At 57.5% G+C, this 16301-nt stretch carries 20 protein-coding genes and 3 pseudogenes; 13 read left to right on the top strand and 10 right to left on the bottom strand.

From position 1 onward, the window contains the following. Positions 1 to 152 precede the first annotated feature (152 nt). Both ACYZUA_RS24950 and ACYZUA_RS24945 read left to right on the top strand, forming a co-directional pair. Entirely contained in the window at positions 153 to 695 is a 543-nt protein-coding gene (locus ACYZUA_RS24950; protein ID WP_461961009.1) for a sigma-70 family RNA polymerase sigma factor, read from the top strand. Then, positions 692 to 1705, top strand: coding sequence for an ABC transporter substrate-binding protein (locus tag ACYZUA_RS24945; RefSeq protein WP_461961008.1), 1014 nt, complete (start codon positions 692 to 694; stop codon positions 1703 to 1705). The genes ACYZUA_RS24950 and ACYZUA_RS24945 overlap by 4 nt, the downstream gene beginning before the upstream one ends. A 119-nt stretch (positions 1706 to 1824) precedes the next feature. Here the strand turns inward: ACYZUA_RS24945 and ACYZUA_RS24940 are convergent. Then, positions 1825 to 1914: pseudogene (locus ACYZUA_RS24940) on the bottom strand (glutathione transferase GstA); the annotation flags it as partial. Here ACYZUA_RS24940 and ACYZUA_RS24935 point away from each other — a divergent pair. The 3 genes and pseudogenes from ACYZUA_RS24935 to ACYZUA_RS24925 all read left to right on the top strand — a co-directional run. Further along, positions 1912 to 2243 (top strand): annotated as a pseudogene (locus ACYZUA_RS24935) (LysR family transcriptional regulator); the annotation flags it as partial. The pseudogenes ACYZUA_RS24940 and ACYZUA_RS24935 sit on opposite strands and share 3 nt — an antisense overlap. A gap of 445 nt (positions 2244 to 2688) precedes the next feature. Next, positions 2689 to 3423: pseudogene (locus ACYZUA_RS24930) on the top strand (PAS domain-containing protein); the annotation flags it as partial. A gap of 18 nt (positions 3424 to 3441) precedes the next feature. After that, positions 3442 to 4014 (top strand): methyl-accepting chemotaxis protein, encoded by a 573-nt coding sequence (locus ACYZUA_RS24925; RefSeq protein WP_461964111.1) that lies wholly within the window; start codon positions 3442 to 3444, stop codon positions 4012 to 4014. A gap of 60 nt (positions 4015 to 4074) precedes the next feature. Here ACYZUA_RS24925 and ACYZUA_RS24920 read toward each other — a convergent pair whose 3' ends face one another. The 4 genes from ACYZUA_RS24920 to ACYZUA_RS24905 form a co-directional block, all read right to left on the bottom strand. Further along, on the bottom strand, positions 4075 to 4521 hold the full coding sequence (locus ACYZUA_RS24920) for a hypothetical protein (protein WP_461961007.1): 447 nt from the start codon (positions 4519 to 4521) through the stop codon (positions 4075 to 4077). 294 nt (positions 4522 to 4815) lie between these two features. Further along, entirely contained in the window at positions 4816 to 4947 is a 132-nt protein-coding gene (locus ACYZUA_RS24915) for a hypothetical protein (RefSeq protein WP_461961006.1), read from the bottom strand. After that, entirely contained in the window at positions 4925 to 5557 is a 633-nt protein-coding gene (locus ACYZUA_RS24910) for a glutathione S-transferase family protein (protein ID WP_461961005.1), read from the bottom strand. The genes ACYZUA_RS24915 and ACYZUA_RS24910 overlap by 23 nt, the downstream gene beginning before the upstream one ends. A 56-nt stretch (positions 5558 to 5613) precedes the next feature. Then, positions 5614 to 6045: a PACE efflux transporter gene (locus ACYZUA_RS24905; RefSeq protein ID WP_415766739.1), complete on the bottom strand. Its 432-nt coding sequence runs from the start codon at positions 6043 to 6045 to the stop codon at positions 5614 to 5616. A gap of 120 nt (positions 6046 to 6165) precedes the next feature. Between ACYZUA_RS24905 and ACYZUA_RS24900 the strand changes: the two genes are divergently transcribed. Next, a complete protein-coding gene (locus ACYZUA_RS24900; protein WP_461961004.1) occupies positions 6166 to 7041 on the top strand; it encodes a LysR family transcriptional regulator in 876 nt (291 codons plus the stop codon). A gap of 18 nt (positions 7042 to 7059) precedes the next feature. Here the strand turns inward: ACYZUA_RS24900 and ACYZUA_RS24895 are convergent, their stop codons facing one another. Beyond that, the gene (locus tag ACYZUA_RS24895) at positions 7060 to 7542 is read right to left on the bottom strand and encodes a hypothetical protein (RefSeq protein WP_461961003.1); all 483 of its coding nucleotides are present in this window, start codon (positions 7540 to 7542) and stop codon (positions 7060 to 7062) included. Positions 7543 to 7669: 127 nt separating this feature from the next. After that, positions 7670 to 8701: an HTH-type transcriptional regulator GntR gene (gene gntR / locus ACYZUA_RS24890; protein ID WP_403145563.1), complete on the bottom strand. Its 1032-nt coding sequence runs from the start codon at positions 8699 to 8701 to the stop codon at positions 7670 to 7672. Positions 8702 to 8914: 213 nt separating this feature from the next. On the opposite strand from gntR, the gene ACYZUA_RS24885 reads away from it, so the two are divergent. Both ACYZUA_RS24885 and ACYZUA_RS24880 read left to right on the top strand, forming a co-directional pair. Then, on the top strand, positions 8915 to 9448 hold the full coding sequence (locus tag ACYZUA_RS24885; RefSeq protein WP_461961002.1) for a gluconokinase: 534 nt from the start codon (positions 8915 to 8917) through the stop codon (positions 9446 to 9448). An 82-nt stretch (positions 9449 to 9530) separates the two neighbouring features. After that, positions 9531 to 10883: a GntP family permease gene (locus ACYZUA_RS24880; RefSeq protein ID WP_461961001.1), complete on the top strand. Its 1353-nt coding sequence runs from the start codon at positions 9531 to 9533 to the stop codon at positions 10881 to 10883. A 161-nt stretch (positions 10884 to 11044) separates the two neighbouring features. Here the strand turns inward: ACYZUA_RS24880 and alaC are convergent, their stop codons facing one another. Next, entirely contained in the window at positions 11045 to 12256 is a 1212-nt protein-coding gene (gene alaC, locus ACYZUA_RS24875; protein ID WP_461961000.1) for an alanine transaminase, read from the bottom strand. 139 nt (positions 12257 to 12395) lie between these two features. Between alaC and ACYZUA_RS24870 the strand changes: the two genes are divergently transcribed. The 5 genes from ACYZUA_RS24870 (at position 12396) to ACYZUA_RS24850 (ending at position 15114) form a co-directional block, all read left to right on the top strand. Then, the gene (locus ACYZUA_RS24870) at positions 12396 to 13058 is read left to right on the top strand and encodes a LysE family translocator (protein WP_461960999.1); all 663 of its coding nucleotides are present in this window, start codon (positions 12396 to 12398) and stop codon (positions 13056 to 13058) included. A 67-nt stretch (positions 13059 to 13125) separates the two neighbouring features. Further along, positions 13126 to 13611 carry a GyrI-like domain-containing protein gene (locus tag ACYZUA_RS24865; RefSeq protein ID WP_461960998.1) on the top strand — a complete coding sequence of 162 codons (486 nt, stop codon included), beginning with the start codon at positions 13126 to 13128 and terminating at the stop codon, positions 13609 to 13611. Between the two features lie 314 nt (positions 13612 to 13925). After that, positions 13926 to 14435, top strand: coding sequence for a GNAT family N-acetyltransferase (locus tag ACYZUA_RS24860; protein ID WP_461960997.1), 510 nt, complete (start codon positions 13926 to 13928; stop codon positions 14433 to 14435). Between the two features lie 78 nt (positions 14436 to 14513). After that, entirely contained in the window at positions 14514 to 14780 is a 267-nt protein-coding gene (locus tag ACYZUA_RS24855; protein ID WP_461964109.1) for a type II toxin-antitoxin system Phd/YefM family antitoxin, read from the top strand. Then, positions 14773 to 15114: a type II toxin-antitoxin system RelE/ParE family toxin gene (locus ACYZUA_RS24850; RefSeq protein ID WP_461960996.1), complete on the top strand. Its 342-nt coding sequence runs from the start codon at positions 14773 to 14775 to the stop codon at positions 15112 to 15114. The genes ACYZUA_RS24855 and ACYZUA_RS24850 overlap by 8 nt, the downstream gene beginning before the upstream one ends. 54 nt (positions 15115 to 15168) lie before the next feature. Here the strand turns inward: ACYZUA_RS24850 and ACYZUA_RS24845 are convergent, their stop codons facing one another. After that, positions 15169 to 15774 carry a pyridoxamine 5'-phosphate oxidase family protein gene (locus ACYZUA_RS24845; RefSeq protein ID WP_461960995.1) on the bottom strand — a complete coding sequence of 202 codons (606 nt, stop codon included), beginning with the start codon at positions 15772 to 15774 and terminating at the stop codon, positions 15169 to 15171. 7 nt (positions 15775 to 15781) lie between these two features. Next, on the bottom strand, positions 15782 to 16267 hold the full coding sequence (locus tag ACYZUA_RS24840) for a GNAT family N-acetyltransferase (RefSeq protein WP_461960994.1): 486 nt from the start codon (positions 16265 to 16267) through the stop codon (positions 15782 to 15784). Positions 16268 to 16301 lie beyond the last annotated feature (34 nt).

Genomic DNA, 16301 nt, shown 5'->3' with positions numbered 1-16301 from the left:
GTCGAGTGAAACGAGGCTGCGATCTTTTGATGTTTAATGCCCTAATAGAATATAAAAATGCTTTTTAAGTATTATTAATGAATAAGGCTCCTTGCTAGGATCGCGTCACCGGATCACCGGACATTCAGCGACCCCTAACCCTTGGAGCCTCTATGTCCGGCACCGACCTTTCCCATCGCAACGACGTGGGCGGATTGTTCCGCGCGCATTACCCCTGGCTGTGCGCACGCTTGCGCCAGCATCTGGGTGCCAGTTCCAGCGTCGAAGACATCGCTGCCGAAACCTTTTTACAGCTGCTCGAATCGCCGGGGCTGACCCCGATCCGCGAGCCTCGCGCCTTGCTCACCACCATTGCCCAGCGGTTGATCTATCAACTCTGGCGCCGCCGTGAGCTGGAGCGCCAACACCTCGATCAGTTGCAATACCTCGATCAGCCGCAAGCGATCTCGCCCGAAGAACGGGTGCAACTGACCCAGGCCTTGCATGGCCTCGACCGTACGCTTGAGCGCTTGCCGGGCAAGGTTCGCGCAACCTTCCTGTTGTCGCGAATCGACGGTCTGACCTACCCGCAAATCGCCGCTGAACTGGGCATTTCCCAACGTTCGGTCAGCGTTTACATGACGCGTACCCAAGCCCTGTGCGCCCGGCACAGCGCCAACCAATCCTTGAATTCCCTGACCCGGAGGTCCGCATGAGATCGATCAAAACCCTGCTCGGCAGTTCACTGCTGGCCCTGAGCCTTGTGGCTACCCACGTTCCCGCGGCAGAAAAAACTGCGCCGATCCACTTCGGTGACATCACTTGGGAAAGCGGCAGCCTGATCACAGAAATCCTGCGCTTAATAGTCGAGAAAGGTTACGGCTACCCGACCGATACCTTGCCGGGCAGCACCGTCAGCCTCGAAGCGGCCCTGGCCAGGAATGATATTCAAGTGATCGGCGAAGAGTGGGCCGGGCGCAGTCCGGCGTGGGTCAAAGCCGCCTCGGAAGGCAAAGTGTTTGGGTTGGGCGACACGGTCAAAGGCGCCACCGAAGGCTGGTGGGTGCCGGAATACGTGATCAAGGGCGATCCCGAACGCGGCATCAAACCTCTGGCGCCGGAGCTGAAATCCGTCGCCGACCTGGCGCGCTACAAGGACGTGTTCCGCGACCCGGAAGACCCGAGCCGAGGACGCTTCCTCAACAGCCCGACCGGCTGGACCTCGGAGATCGTCAACAGTCAAAAACTCAAGGCTTATGACCTGACCGACAGCTTCGTCAACTTCCGCACGGGTTCTGGCGCCGCACTGGATGCCGAGGTGGCTTCGTCGATCCGTCGTGGCAAACCGGTGCTGTTCTACTACTGGTCGCCGACGCCGCTGTTGGGGCGTTTCAAACTGGTGAAACTCGACGAGCCGGCCTTCGACGCCGAAGCCTGGAAGACCCTGGCCGACGCCAACAACCCGAATCCAAAAGGCACGCGTTCGATGCCGGCAAGCCTGGCAATCGGGGTGTCCGCGCCATTCAAGGCGCAGTACCCGGATCTGGTGGCGTTCTTCGAAAAGGTCGACCTGCCGATCGATCTGCTGAATCAGACGCTCGGCCAGATGAGCGAAAAGCGCCTGCAACCGCGTCAGGTGGCCGAAGCGTTTCTGCGTGATCAGCCACAGATCTGGAAGGGCTGGGTGCCCGGTGAAGTGGCCACCAAAGTGAGTGCAAGTTTGTAATTTTCCGTCTGATGTTTTGTAGCGATCAATAGATTGCTATCGCGGGCAAGCCTTGCTCCTACAGAGCGAACGACCTGAATCCTGTAGGAGCAAGGCTTGCCCGCGATTGATCTAACGCCCTACGCCATCTCCACCGCCAACGCAGCCTTCACGGCGGGCCGCTGATCAACCCGCGCCTGAAACCGCACCAACGCTGGCCACTGATTCAAACCGGTGCCAGCCAGGCCTTGGCGTTGATTGAGGAAACCCTGGGCGTTCAACTGTTCAGTCGGGAGAATCGCCAGACCTTGCCGACGGCAATCGGCCTGACTGTGATCGAACAGGCGAGAACCATGCTTGGTGCTCTGGAAACCATTCGCAGTACTGTCGATTCCACCAAAGACATTCAGCGCGGGACGATTCGCCTGGCCAGTTTCCCCATGGTATTGGCGACTTTCCTGCCGCCGCTGCTGCGTCAGTTCAATCGGCTTTATCCGGTATTCAGGTGGTCGCGCTGGAAGTCAGTGACGATGAAGTGGAAACACTGCTCGGCGCCGGTGCAGGCGCTGATGAGTCTGCTGGCCGAGAAATGACTCATACCGAAGCTGAACCGATTTTGTCCTCAATACTGGCCGACTAGTGGCCTTGCTTACCTGCCTCACCTGTCTATGCTGACTCCTGACTAACTATGTCGACCGCCATGAGAAGGCCGTCATACAGGTTAAAAGTGTGCGCAACCCAAGGCACCGACGCTGAACAACACGGAGCTGTCCGGTCAATGGAATGTCTTATCAGAACGTTAGGGCTGGCCCGATTCCGGGCTATCAAGAGAAGGATGTCTTGATAAGAGCGTTGCAGCATGGACTCTCCGATTAAACATCATTGATCACCTGACCAAGTCCTTCCTGTGGAGGGACGCGTGTGCCTGTTCCTTGGAACGTAGTGGTGGAGCTGTTGAAAGACCAAAGACCTTTCATCAAACAAAAGACCGCGCTGAAGGTGATATGACTATGTTTAACCGACGTCACAAGACCGACCTGCTGGAAATCGAACGATTCAGTTGCGCGCTGACCGAGGCTAACGCGAAGTTGGCGGCGGTCAGCCGCTCGATGGCGATGATTGAGTTCACCCCCGAAGGGATCGTGCTCGATGCCAACGACAACTTTTGCAGTGCCATGGGCTACAGCGCCGAAGAATTGCGCGGTAAGCATCACCGGATATTCTGCGAAGAAGCGTTTTATCGAAGCGAAGCCTACGCCAAGTTGTGGCGTGACCTGGCCCGTGGCGAACCGGTGAGCGGGACCTTTTTACGCTTGAACAGGAGCGGCAAGGAGATCTGGCTCGAAGCCAGCTATATGCCGGTGTTCGGCGCTGATCGTCAGGTTAGGAGTGTGATCAAAGTCGCCACTGACATCACAGCCAGGACTTACAAGGAACACGAAAACGAGAGCATGCTCGCGGCGATCGGTCGCTCCATGGCCGTGATCGAATTCACCCCGGATGGCAAAGTCATCACCGCCAACGACAACTTCTTGAAGACGATGCATTACTCGCTCAACGAAGTGGTTGGCCAGCACCACAGCCTGTTTTGTCATCGTGCCGACGCCGAATCTCAGGCCTACAAAGCGTTCTGGGCCTCGCTCAATCGCGGCGAATATCACTCGCACCGTTTCGAGCGCAAAGATAAGCACGGTCATACGGTTTTCCTTGAGGCCTCTTACAACCCGCTGTTCGACACCAAGGGTCGGTTGTACAAAGTGGTCAAGTTCGCCAGCGACATCACCCACCAAGTCACCACCCTGCAAACCGCCGCGGAATCGGCCCACAGCACTTCGGTACAAAACGACGCCTGCGCGCAGAAAGGTTCCCAAGTGGTTCAGCAAACGGTGCAGATCATCCAGGACATTTCCCGCGACCTCAACGAAGCGGCGCTGAGCATCGATGCGGTGAGCAAGCAGTCGGACATCATCGGCACCATCGTCCAGACCATTCGTGGCATTGCCGATCAAACCAACCTGCTGGCACTCAACGCCGCGATCGAAGCGGCCCGTGCCGGGGAGCATGGACGCGGGTTTGCGGTGGTTGCCGACGAGGTTCGCAGCCTGGCCGCACGCACCAGTCAGGCGACGCTGGAGATTGTCGATGTGGTGCGCAGGAACCATGACTTGTCGTTGAGTGCGGTGTCGAGCATGCAATCGAGTTTGAGTCGCACCGGGTTAGGCGTGGAACTGGCGAACGAAGCGGGGGAGGTGATTCTGGAGATTCAGCAAGGGTCGCGGCATGTGGTGGATGCGATCAGTCAGTTCAACTCGACCTTGCAGATTAGCTGACTACCCGTGAGATTTGCCCCTCGAGAAGTTCATGCTTCAGAGGGGCAGTCTTAAGACGAATCATCGACCTTCGATATTGAATATCCCTTCTACAATATTCAAAGTTTCTTTTTCGCCCCCGCTTGGTTGGTGAGTAGCCGTGAGGCTAAATGTGCCGCTGCAATTGCCGTCTTTGACGTTAATCATCAATTCTCCCTCATCGACAAAGAACCCACGCCGGCCATAAATGAAATTAGCATTACTATCGGTAAGTTGGATTGTATAAGTACCATCTCCGAGCTCAGGCTCGATGATGAGATTAAAATAGCGGCCGCCCTCGATGATGTCGTTGAAGTGAATGGAACTTATCTTTTTCGGAAAGAACGAGCGGTACTCAATTCGAAAGAACGAGCCATTGAAGGCTGGCGCCACTTCGTTACCATCCTTCATGAATTTTGCGGTGCAGGTTCCGCTAAAATTTTGTGGTGACTGGTTTTGGGTAGCGGTTGTAGTTGTAGTTGTAGACATGTGAGTCTCCATTCTCTTGATCGTTAGTGCGAGCAATGATTGCCGCAACAGGTTGATGATTTACCTGTCCCTAACGACTGTCTACTGTCAGAAATAACAGGTAAGAGGCTTTAATCAGGTAAAACCGATGAGCGGTCATCGAACCAAAAAAGAAAAGGGTCCCGAGAAGGGTAATGTCGATCAGTTAAGCCAAAACGCGATTCGTAGCAGCTGGCGAAGTTTGCGTTGCGGCTGAAATGGCTTAACCGATCGGCATTACCCGAGAAGGGACCCTTTTTGGGTGTATCGATCGCGTTAAGGCAAAGCGAGAAATTTATCGACCACCTGCGGGCCATTAGCCTTTTCAATGACGCCGTTTTCTTTGTCGGCCCAGTTGCCGAAGCCGAAAAAGCGCGGGAGCCGCTCAAGGCAGGCCGTTGCAGCCATGTTTCAAAAATCCCGGGCGTTGTGCCAATCGCTGAAAATACTCGTCGATGGCCGGGTAGTCGGGACGCTCCATCGGTGTCATCAGCCAGCGGTTGATCGACAGCCCGATGACGATGTCCGCCAGCGTGAAGTGCGGCCCGGCGACATACGCTTTGGTGGCTGCGAGCTGATGCTCGAGGATGCCCATTTTCTGATTCCAGCTGTGCACACCGGCTGCAATGTGATGCGGGTCCCGGAATTCCGGATCTTTGCGTACCAACGCCGTGAACGCGTAGCTCCAGGAGGCATTGAGCTCGGTCGATTGCCAATCCATCCACTGTTCCACCCGAGCGCGGGCCGCCGGTTCGTGGGGCAGCAGATCGGTGTTGTGGTGTTTACCGGCCAGATAGCGGCAGATGGTGTTGGACTCCCACAGCACGCCGGCCTCATCGATGATCACCGGCACCAGTGCGTTGGGATTGAGCCTGAGAAACTCCGGCGTGTGGGTCGACGCATAACCGCCACCCCAGTCTTCACGTTCGTAGGCAACACCCAGTTCCTCACAGGTCCACAGGACTTTTCTGACGTTGATGGAGGAGGCTTTACCCAGAATCTTCAGTGCATGTTCCATTGAGCTACTCCGTTAGCGATTCGACGCTTCAGGAATCTAACAGACACTCAGCGTTTTCAAACCGGATCCGGCAGCGCCGAAGTTGGCAAACCAAACGTGCGATCAAACAACCAGTTGAAGGCGAAGGTGTAGCACGGGATGAAAATGATCAGCGCCGCGTCCAGCAGGAAAGCTTGCACCAGGCTGATGTTCATCCACCAAGCGATCAACGGGATGAGGAACACTATCAAGGTTAGTTGAAAACCCACGGCATGGGCGATGCGCCGTTTAACGGTGCGCGTTCGTGAGGGTTGACGGCTTTCCCAGCGCTCGAACAGCGTGGTGTAGATGAAATTCCAGGTCACCGCGATGGTGGTGATGATCACGGCCAACGGGCCAGTGCTGCCGGGCGAGGTGCCGGACAGCAACGCCAGCCCGAGGGCAGAGAAGGTCATGCCGATGACCTCGTAAAGCGACACGTAGATCAGTTTTCGTTTAACGCCTTGCATGGGACTTTGCCTCTTTCTGCGAACTTGTAGCCAGGAGCACTGGCGAAGGCGGCGAAAGATAGCTTCAATAGGACTGACAGGAAAAGTCAGTAGCTTTCAGTTTTATTGATAGGACGACGGATGAATTTCAACAGTGACAGCATCGAGTTGTTCCTCGCGGTGATCGAGCGCGGCTCGTTTTCCGCTGCCGCTCGGGCGCTGGGTAAAGTGCCGTCGGCGGTGAGCATGGGCATCGCCAACCTGGAAGCCGAGCTCGGTTATCCACTGTTCGATCGCAGCCATCGCGAGCCGGTGCCGACGGCGATGGCCTGCGCATTGGTGCCTCACGCGCGATTGATCGCCGAGCAACTCAAACAGCTGCAAGTGCATGCGGTCGAGTTGTCGCTGGGGCTGGAAAGCAAGTTGTCGATCGGGGTCGTGGCGGACATCGACAAGGGCCGCGTGATGGCGGCGATCAAGGTCATCGCCGAGCGTCATCCTCTACTGGAAATCGAAATGCTCAGCGCGCCGCAGGATGATGTGCTGGCGATGCTCCACAGCGGCCGGGTCAGCGTTTGCCTGGCGTTCGCCGGGCTGAGCATGAACGTGCTGGAGCGGTTTCAGTTTGTTGGCACCGAACGGATGATCGCCACGCTGGCGGCGGACAATCCATTGTTTCAAGGCCAGGATTTGTTCCTGGAAGACTTGGTCCACGTACGGCAAATCATCCTCGCCAGCCGCGACCTGCCGATCAGCGAAACCCGGCCGCTGGTGGCTGAGTCTTACTGGCGCACCGACACGTTGGCCATGGCGCTGGAAATGGTCGAGGCCGGATTGGGCTGGGGCAATTTTCCGCTGTCGGTGGTCCAGCCGTTGCTGGAGGCCGGTAGGCTCAAACGCCTGAGCTTCCGCAACATCGAGAACGGATTGGTGCTGCCGGTGCATGCGGTGTGGCTCAAGAGTCAGCCATTGCAGAAAGGCGCGTTGGCGTTTGTGGAATTGATGGGGCGAACCTAGTCGAAAGGCCTGTCTACGTCAGTGAGGCAATAGGTGGGTCCAGATCGGGGTCGAGCAGGCACTAGGGATGGTCTGATCGAGGATCGGTTGCCTGAGAATCCAGCCTTGAAGCTGATGGTCGATGAGGACCGGGGTTGGTTCGATGCATTCACCCTCAGGAGCAACCGCGATTTGATCCACCGACACAAACAGCGGCCCCGGCAGATCGAATACCGTCTCGGACTGACGCAACAGGCCCGAATCTTTAGCGGCAAAACATGCGTTCCTGCGCCCGCTGAGATCGGTGGTCATGACGCCGACATCTTCCAGACTTGCATGCCAAACATTCATCACCACTGCCGGTCCCTGACCTTTTGGATGAACGGCGAGACAGCTTTTGATTGCGGGCATGAAGCGAGGGTCACTCAGAAAGTGCGTCCAGTCGTTTGACTCTGAGGCTTGCACTTGAATCGTCTGACCGAGCGAGGAGGCCAGCAGGAGGCCAAAGATGATGTTGCGCATGTGAGTGTCCGCCAGGAATGGAGTTTTCGGATTCTGCACTTAACCCTCATCGGGTGGAGGGTAAAAGTTATTTCGAAATACCGATAAACAAGCCCGGGCTGCTGCGTGTGGGGCTGATCAAACAGCGTCAGGTACTCTCGCGCACTTTCAACTCAAACCCCATGTCCTGCACTGGTTTCGCCACCGTATTACCCGCCATCAACGTCAACATCTGCTCCGCCGCGCGGCGTCCGATGGCTTCTCGCGGGGTGCTGATGCTGCTCAGACGCGGGACCATGTGCGCTGAGGCCGGCAGGTCGTTGAAGCCGAGGATCGCCACTTGTTCGGGGATCTTGATCCCGCAGCGCATGGCTTCGAGCAGTGCGCCTTGGGCCAGGTCGTCGTTGCCGAAGAAGATCGCATCGACATCGGGATGAGTGGCGAGCAGTTGCAGGAACAGTTCGCCACCGAGACCGACGGAGGACGAGCGAGGTGTCAGCACTTCCAGGTCCGGGTCATACAAACCGGCCTTTTGCAGGGCTTTGCGGAAACCTTCGCCGCGCAGCAACGTGCGTTGATCCAGTTGCGCGCCGATGTAGGCCAGGCGCTTACGGCCGCGTGACAGCAAATGCCCGGCCGCGGTCTCGCCAGCCGCGAGTTGCGAAAACCCCACGCAATTCAGGCCGGCGGCGCTGTCCAGTTCCATCATGTACACGCAGGGAATGTTGCTGGCCTCGATCATCCGGCGCGAGCTTTCGGTGCGGTCGAAACCGGTCAGCAGCAAACCGCGAGGCTGATACGCCATGTAGTTGCGCAGCAGGTTTTCTTCTTCATCACGTGAGTAGTGGAAGTTGCCGATCAGCACTTCGAAGCCTTTTGGGCGCAAAACCTGATGAATGGCTTCCAGCGTGTCGATGAACAACAAATTGGACAGCGATGGCACCAAAACCACCACCGAATGGCTCTGGGCCGAGGCTAACGCGCGGGCGGCAGGGTTAACCACGTAGTTGAGTTCAAGCGCCGCTTTCTGCACTTTTTCCACCAGTTCGGTGGCCACCGTGCTGACCCCGCGCAGGGCGCGAGAGGCGGTGATCGGGCTGACACCCGCCAGGCGCGCGACTTCGTTCAAAGTGGGGCGGCCAGTGGTGCGCGTATTTTTATCGTTTTTAGAGGAGATCATCGGACGGCTTGCCAAACAAAATTCGAGGCACTAAGGTAGCGCTGTCTCGACGCAGCTGCAAATGCGTGAGCGGGGTTTGCCTGATCCCCGTTTTTTGGCGTTGGGAACGAACATGCTGCAACCCACAAAAATGACAAGAAGGCGTCGGCAACTTCTGCTTTTTCTAGTGTCATAACTGGCAAAGGTAGCGCTGTCTGCGCGCTGAGGTGTTACATGAATCATCCCATCACCGCCCTGGTCATCATGGGCGTTGCCGGTTGCGGCAAGACTTGCGTCAGCGAGGCCTTGTGCCAACTCAGCGGCGCGACCGCCATTGAAGGCGACACTTTCCACCCTGCCGCCAATATCGAAAAGATGAGCGCGGGTATCCCCCTGAACGACGACGACCGTGCCGGCTGGCTCGACAGCCTGTGCGATGAATTACGCCGCATCGACGCCAAGGGCGAACGCCCGGTGCTGACCTGCTCGGCCCTCAAACACATTTACCGCGAACGTCTGCGCAGCGCCATGCCGGGCCTGGGCTTCGTGTTCCTGGAGCTGACCCCTGAAGTTGCCGCCGACCGTGTCTCCCATCGGCCGGGCCACTTCATGCCATCGACCCTGATCGACAGCCAGTTCGCCACCCTTGAATCGCCTGTTGGCGAGCCCTTGACCCTGGCTCTGGACGCTTCGAACCACAGCGTCGACCAATTGGCGAAGCAGGCTCATGACTGGTGGCAGGCTCATGGCCTGAAACACGCCGTATGAGTTTTGCCCGAAGAGATAGCGCTGTCCTGATGGCTTGCGAATTCCCCGTTTTAATAACAACAACAACCAGGAGACACCCCTAATGTTTGGCATGTCCCACGAGACGTTCCTGCTGCTCGATGCAGTGGTCACGGTGATCGGGCTTATTGTCCTGATCACCAAGTTCAAGTTTCACCCGTTCATTGCCCTGATCATCGCCGCAGCCTTTCTCGGGCTGACCTCCGGCATGCCGATCGGCACCATCATCAAGGCGTTCCAGGACGGCTTCGGTGGGGTGCTCGGTTTCGTCGGGATCATCCTCGCGCTGGGCACCATGCTCGGCAAAATGATGGCCGAGTCGGGCGGGGCGGATCAGATTGCCCAGACCCTGATTCGCGCGTTCGGCAAGGACAAGGTGCAGTGGGCGATGATGTTCGCGGCCTTCCTGGTCGGCATTCCGCTGTTCTTCGAAATCGGCTTCGTGCTGCTGATTCCGCTGGTGTTCATCGTGGCCCGGCGTACCGGCGTGTCGATCATCAAGATCGGTATCCCGCTGCTGGCCGGTCTGTCCGCCGTGCACGGTCTGGTTCCGCCGCACCCGGGCCCGCTGCTGGCCATCGGCGTGTTCGGTGCCGACATTGGTAAAACCATTCTGTACGGCCTGATCGTTGCGCTGCCGACGGCCATCATCGCCGGCCCGATCTACGGCACGTTCATTGCCAAGTACATCCCGGGTCATCCTAACCAGGAACTGGTCGACCAACTGGCGCGTGATAACGATTCTGCCGATCTCCCGAGCTTCTCCATCACCTTGATCACCGTGCTGTCGCCAGTGTTCCTGATGCTGCTCAAGACATTTGCCGATGTGGTGCTGCCAGAGGGCAACTTCTTCCGCACTTTCATGGACCTGATCGGTCATCCGATCTCGGCATTGCTGCTGGCGTTGCTGCTGTCGCTGTACACCTTCGGTTACAAGCAGGGCATCGGCTCCAACCAGATGCTCAAATGGCTGGATGCCAGCCTTGCGCCGACCGCCGCGATCATCCTGATCATCGGTGCCGGTGGTGGCTTCAAGCAGATGCTGGTGACCAGCGGCGTGGGTAATGTCATCGGCAACATGGCGGTGGAAGCGCAGATCTCGCCAATCCTTCTGGCGTGGCTGGTGGCGGCGGTGATCCGTATCGCGACCGGTTCGGCGACCGTGGCGACCATTACTGGCGCAGGCATTGTGGTGCCGGTGGTGGGGATGATTCCGGGTGTGAACCGTGAGTTGCTGGTGCTGGCGACCGGTGCGGGTTCGTTGATCTTGTCTCACGTCAACGACGCGGGTTTCTGGCTGGTGAAGCAGTACTTCAACATGACCGTGGCGGAAACCTTCAAGACCTGGACCGCGATGGAAACCATCCTGTCTATCGTTGCGCTGGGCTTCATCCTGCTGTTGTCGTTGTTCGTGTAAGCAGCACTGCAAAACACAGGTGGTGACACAGCTCTTGTGATCACCACGAAACAATGTGGGAGCGAGCCTGCTCGCGATGGCGGACTTACATTCAACATCTTCGTTGAATGTTAAGCCCTCATCGCGAGCAGGCTCGCTCCCACAGTGTTATGTGTCAGACATCAGGATTTGGTGACTAACCCATCCGCCCGGAACATCCCGCGAATCCCGCGTATGGCCTGACGAATCCGGTCCTGGTTTTCGATCAGCGCGAAGCGCACGTGATCGTCCCCGTACTCACCAAACCCCACGCCCGGCGAGACGCAAACCTTGGCCTCGGCCAGCAGTTTCTTGGCGAACTCCAGCGAGCCCAAGTGCGCATACGCCTCGGGAATCTTCGCCCAGACATACATCGACGCTTTTGGATTCTCGACCATCCAGCCCAGTTCATGCAGACCTTTGACCAGTACGTTGCGACGCTGACGATACTGCTCGGCGATGTCTTTGACACACTGCTGATCGCCTTCCAGCGCCGCAATGGCCGCGACTTGCAGCGGGGTGAACGTGCCGTAGTCGTGGTAGCTCTTGATCCGCGCCAGGGCGTTGACCAGTTCGGCATTGCCGACCATGAAACCGATGCGCCAGCCCGCCATGTTGTAGCTCTTGGACAGGGTGAAAAACTCAACCGCAATGTCCTTGGCGCCCGGCACCTGCATGATCGACGGAGCTTTCCAGCCGTCATAGACGATGTCGGCGTAAGCCAGGTCGTGCACCACCAAAACGTCGTACTGCTTGGCGAGGGCGATCACCCGCTCGAAGAAATCCAGCTCCACGCACTGGGCAGTGGGGTTGGACGGGAAGCCGAGGATCATCATTTTCGGTTTCGGAATCGAGCCGCGAATGGCGCTTTCCAGTTCGGCGAAGAAGTCCACGCCTGGAATCAACGGCACCGAACGCACCTGGGCGCCGGCGATCACTGCGCCGTAGATGTGAATCGGGTAGCTCGGGTTCGGCACCAGAACGGTATCGCCCTGGTCTAGGGTGGCCAGCATCAAATGCGCCAGGCCTTCCTTGGAACCGATGGTGACAATGGCTTCGCTTTCCGGGTCGATGTCGACCTCGTAGCGATCCTTGTACCAATTGGAAATCGCCCGGCGCAGACGCGGAATGCCCTTGGACGTCGAGTAACCGTGGGTGTCTTCGCGCTGGGCAACGGTCACCAGTTTTTCGACGATGTGCGGCGGAGTAGGGCCATCAGGGTTGCCCATGCTGAAGTCGATGATGTCTTCGCCACGACGACGGGCGGCCATCTTCAGCTCGGCAGTGATGTTGAATACGTAAGGGGGGAGTCGATCTATGCGCGCAAAGCGGCGCGGCGAACCTGGGTTAGCCATTGTTGCCTCGGATAACGTGAGCGCCCGGAACCGTCCGAGCGACGCTGGCCACTGCGGTGGCCTGTGGCGGAATGTAAGGGCTGATGTGGCAAACTGTCCAGCGACTATGTAAACAAATTTGTCCGAAGGAAGTGGTTCGATGGAATTTACCAGTGGCTTCTTGCTGAGCCTTTCGCTGTGCCTGGACATCGGCGTGGCCAACATCGCGATGATCACGCTGGCAATGCAGCGTGGCTATTTTCAAGGCTTTGCGCTGGGTTTGGGAACGTGTGTCGGCGACCTGATCTACGCCGTGCTGGCCTTGGCCGGGATGACCGTTTTGCTGCAATACGAAAGCGTGCGCTGGGTGCTCTGGATCGGAGGTTCGGCACTGTTGTTGTACTTCGCGGCGAAGATGATCTATTCGGCAATTCACCATGAGGCGGTACTGGCGCAGGCCGAAGACGTGGGGCAGAACTCTCACCGGAAGGAGTTTTTTCGCGGGATCTTCCTCGCCATGTCGTCACCCAGCGCCATTCTCTGGTTCGCGGCGGTGGGCGGCACTTTGATCGCTCGTTCCGGCGGCGGCGATGCCCTTGGCTCGGCGCTGTTTCTAGGCGGGTTTCTCTGCGCCGGTGTGCTCTGGTGCGTCGCCTTATGCTTCGCTGCGAGCCACGGCGGCAAGTTGCTGGGTGACAAACTGCTGCGTTACTCCTACATGGCATCGGCGGCGATCTTCTGCTATTTCGCGGTCTACGTGATCCTGTCGGGGTATAACGAGTTCGTCGGCGCAGGTGCTGTCGAGCCGTTGCATGCACTGTAACTGGGCGAATTCGGTTTGGGCTCTATACTCCCAGCCGAACCCACTTTTTTGTCCCAGGAGTTGAGTCATGGATGAGCAATCAGGCGTCGACACCGCCAAGCCACGCTTCGAGTACGGGCACTTCCTGCTCATTGCAGGGCTTGGCGGTCGATTTACCGCAGACACCACTAAAGGCATCCCCGATCTCTGGGACAAATTCATTCCCGAGATTGGCAAAATTCCCGGTCAAAAAAGCGAAGTGACCTACGGCATCTGCTGCAATCCGGATGGCAAGGGCGGCTTCGAATACATTGCCGGCGTTGAAATCAGCAAGCTCGACGACCTGCCGGATAAATACCGTTGGGTCGAGGTCCAGCCTCAGCATTACGCCGTGTTCGAGCACAAGGGCTCTCTCGATCAATTGCCCCAGACCTTCCAATACATCTGGAAAACCTGGCTGCCGCAGTCCGGTTATCAGGCGGCGGACGCGCCGGAATTCGAACGCTACAGCGAAGACTTCAACCCGAAGCTCAACACCGGTGTGCTGGAAATCTGGCTGCCGCTCAAGCCTTGATTACCTCGGGAGGCGGACGAGTCGTCCGCCTCCATCTCGTTACTTGCCTTGCTTCATCCGTCGCGCCCGCAACAGGTCAATCGTCAGCGTGATAAAGCCAAACGAGCTGATGCCCAACAGCATAAGAAGTCCGATCTGAACGCTGCTCATGGTGTGTTCCCCTTATTGATGGCCAGAGATAGGGCACATCAATAATCCGCACCGACGAGCAATGAAAGCGCCTATACGCAGGCTTTACGGCGCCTGCGGTGATCGATATGAACACCTTATTAATTTATGATCCCGAGCCTTCCTCTCGCTGATTTCGAGCTGCCATGAACACCGTCATCCGCCACGTCACACCTGCTGATCTGGACCGCTGCTACGCCATCGAAACCGTTGCCTACGAAGGCGACGAAGCCGCCACCCGCGAGAAAATCGCCACGCGCATTGCCACCTGGCCCGAAGGTTTCATCGTGGCCGAAGTCGACGGCGTTGTAGCCGGTTTCATCAATTCCGGTGCGGCGTTTCAGGTCGAGATGTCGGACGAGGCGTTCAAGGAACTGATCGGCCACGACCCGGCCGGCCCGCACGTGGTCATCATGTCGGTGGTGGTGCACCCGGATTTTCAGGGGAAGGGGCTGGCGAAACGGTTGATGGGCGAATTCATCGAGCGGATGCGCGCGCTGGGCAAGACCAGCATCCATCTGATGTGCAAGGAGCGGCACATTCCGCTGTATGCGGGGTTTGGGTTTGCCTACATCAAGCCTTCAGCGTCTGACCATGGCGGGATGGCGTGGCATGAGATGGTGTTGGAGTTGGGACAAGAGCAAATGAGTTCTTGAGATAAGTTTTTTAATGGCCTAAATTCAGACCTTGTTGCGGCGGCCATCCTGTTCGGATGGTGAACAGAGGAATGAATGATGCGAGTTGAAACAATCAGTTTTGTTAAAAAGAATGCGGCAGCGCTGGATCTATCTGAGCCGATGCTCGTCACTCAAAATGGTGTTCCGGCTTATGTGATCGAATCCTACGAGGAGCGTAAGCGGCGCGATGAGGCCATCGCGCTGATCAAACTTCTTTCGTTCTCCTCTCGCGACAAAGAGCAGGGGAAACTGATTTCTGCCGACACTTTGCTGGCCAGACTGGCGCAGCGGCGTCAATTGCAGCAAGACGATAACGATGCCTGAGGCCTTCAGGGTAGAGTTTGCGACGGCTGCGGAGCATGGGGTTATTTTGCTGGAGCACTATCTCACGCAGCAATGCGGTCGAAAAAAAGCGGCAGAGATGGTTGATCAGTTGGTGATGCAGATCGTTACAGCTCTGAGCAGTCAGGCCCATGTTTACGGTGTTTGTCAGGAAGCAGCGTTGCTTGGGGTCACTCATTTTCGTGAGTACTTGCCCATGGGGCAGCGGGTCTTGTATGAGGTGTTCCCGAGTGAAAATCTTGTAGTGGTCGCTTTGGTTATCGGCCAGCGTCAAAGTATCGAGAAACAGTTGCTCGATTACTGTCTTCTCCTCTAACAGCTAGCCAAATCTCAAAAGGGTTGCCTCAAGGCAACCCTTTTTCGTGTTTGATCAGTAGAGACTATCGCGCACCCTGGCCGGCGCTTCCCGGTCATACGTCTCGGCATCGAATTGCCCGTCATTCAATCGCTTGTGAAACGCACCCGCCGTCGGCAGCGCCGAGCGCTCCAGGTGCTTCTCAGGGTTCCATAAATCCGAACGAACGATGGCCTTGGAACAGTGGAAGTACGCCGCTTCGACCGTCACCAGCATCACCGTGCGCGCCGGTTTGCCATTCACCGCAAAGCTCTCCAGCAACCCAGGTTCGGCGCTGATCTTTGCCGTGCCGTTAACCCGCAATGTTTCGCCAATCCCGGGAATGATGAACAGCAGCGACACCCGCGAATCGAGTACGACGTTACGCAGCGTATCGATGCGGTTGTTGCCCGGCCGATCCGGGATCGCCAGGGTGCGCTCATCAATGATTCGCACGAAACCCGGCGTGTCACCCCGCGGCGAACCGTCCATCCCGTCAGGCCCCACCGAGCTGACGATCACCAGCGGCGAGGCGCGGACCATCGCCTGATAGTCCTCGTTCAGAAAAGGGATTTGCTTGCGCACGGCGCGGTCGTGGGGTTGGCCGTAGAGGGCTTCCAGTTCTTCGATGCTGTTGAGCATAACCACCTCAGAAAATCAGACCCATGCGCCGTTCGTAACCGATCCGGCCCCTGTAGGCTTCGCCGCTGTCGACCCAGCCGAATTTCGCGTAAAGCGCGATGGCCGATTCGTTGTCCGCATCCACTGACAATTCCAGCCCCCTTATTTCCGGAAACGCCTGACGCGCCACGTCGGGCAGGGCTTGCAGACAGGCCTTGCCATAGCCTTTGCCCTGAACCCGTTGATCGACTTGCAGTGCGTGAAGGGTGGCACTGTGTTCATTGGCCCACGCCGGCAACACGGGCGGGCGCTTGAGCAGCAGAAAGGCCACGGGAACATTCTCGACCAGTAGCGCGAATCCTTTGACGCCGGGGCCGGGTTTGGACAGCAAGGTGTGCAACGCACCGTGAATGTCGCCGGAGAACCTGATTTGCTCTTTATGAACTTCAATGGCCTCGACCTGCTGGCGCTGGAGCGCATTCAGGCTGTCGTAAGGCACGAGTCGGGCTGTCACTGGAGTGTCCTTTTTCCAACAAAATGTGTTTCGA

The organism is Pseudomonas sp. LS2P72 (genome assembly GCF_054897865.1).
The sequence above is the reverse complement of the archived record's forward strand: the minus strand, read 5'-3'. Positions and strand labels throughout refer to the sequence as shown.

What these genes read in the sequence shown, in the direction of transcription:
- ACYZUA_RS24945 (WP_461961008.1), top strand. Translation starts at nt 692, where the DNA reads ATGAGATCGATCAAAACCCTGCTCGGCAGTTCACTGCTGGCCCTGAGC.
- alaC (WP_461961000.1), bottom strand. Translation starts at nt 12,256, where the DNA reads ATGGCTAACCCAGGTTCGCCGCGCCGCTTTGCGCGCATAGATCGACTC.
- ACYZUA_RS24870 (WP_461960999.1), top strand. Translation starts at nt 12,396, where the DNA reads ATGGAATTTACCAGTGGCTTCTTGCTGAGCCTTTCGCTGTGCCTGGAC.
- ACYZUA_RS24895 (WP_461961003.1), bottom strand. Translation starts at nt 7,542, where the DNA reads ATGCGCAACATCATCTTTGGCCTCCTGCTGGCCTCCTCGCTCGGTCAG.
- ACYZUA_RS24915 (WP_461961006.1), bottom strand. Translation starts at nt 4,947, where the DNA reads ATGGCTGCAACGGCCTGCCTTGAGCGGCTCCCGCGCTTTTTCGGCTTC.
- ACYZUA_RS24850 (WP_461960996.1), top strand. Translation starts at nt 14,773, where the DNA reads ATGCCTGAGGCCTTCAGGGTAGAGTTTGCGACGGCTGCGGAGCATGGG.
- ACYZUA_RS24865 (WP_461960998.1), top strand. Translation starts at nt 13,126, where the DNA reads ATGGATGAGCAATCAGGCGTCGACACCGCCAAGCCACGCTTCGAGTAC.
- ACYZUA_RS24885 (WP_461961002.1), top strand. Translation starts at nt 8,915, where the DNA reads ATGAATCATCCCATCACCGCCCTGGTCATCATGGGCGTTGCCGGTTGC.
- ACYZUA_RS24950 (WP_461961009.1), top strand. Translation starts at nt 153, where the DNA reads ATGTCCGGCACCGACCTTTCCCATCGCAACGACGTGGGCGGATTGTTC.
- ACYZUA_RS24910 (WP_461961005.1), bottom strand. Translation starts at nt 5,557, where the DNA reads ATGGAACATGCACTGAAGATTCTGGGTAAAGCCTCCTCCATCAACGTC.
- ACYZUA_RS24880 (WP_461961001.1), top strand. Translation starts at nt 9,531, where the DNA reads ATGTTTGGCATGTCCCACGAGACGTTCCTGCTGCTCGATGCAGTGGTC.
- ACYZUA_RS24860 (WP_461960997.1), top strand. Translation starts at nt 13,926, where the DNA reads ATGAACACCGTCATCCGCCACGTCACACCTGCTGATCTGGACCGCTGC.
- ACYZUA_RS24855 (WP_461964109.1), top strand. Translation starts at nt 14,514, where the DNA reads ATGCGAGTTGAAACAATCAGTTTTGTTAAAAAGAATGCGGCAGCGCTG.
- ACYZUA_RS24905 (WP_415766739.1), bottom strand. Translation starts at nt 6,045, where the DNA reads ATGCAAGGCGTTAAACGAAAACTGATCTACGTGTCGCTTTACGAGGTC.
- gntR (WP_403145563.1), bottom strand. Translation starts at nt 8,701, where the DNA reads ATGATCTCCTCTAAAAACGATAAAAATACGCGCACCACTGGCCGCCCC.
- ACYZUA_RS24900 (WP_461961004.1), top strand. Translation starts at nt 6,166, where the DNA reads ATGAATTTCAACAGTGACAGCATCGAGTTGTTCCTCGCGGTGATCGAG.
- ACYZUA_RS24920 (WP_461961007.1), bottom strand. Translation starts at nt 4,521, where the DNA reads ATGTCTACAACTACAACTACAACCGCTACCCAAAACCAGTCACCACAA.
- ACYZUA_RS24845 (WP_461960995.1), bottom strand. Translation starts at nt 15,774, where the DNA reads ATGCTCAACAGCATCGAAGAACTGGAAGCCCTCTACGGCCAACCCCAC.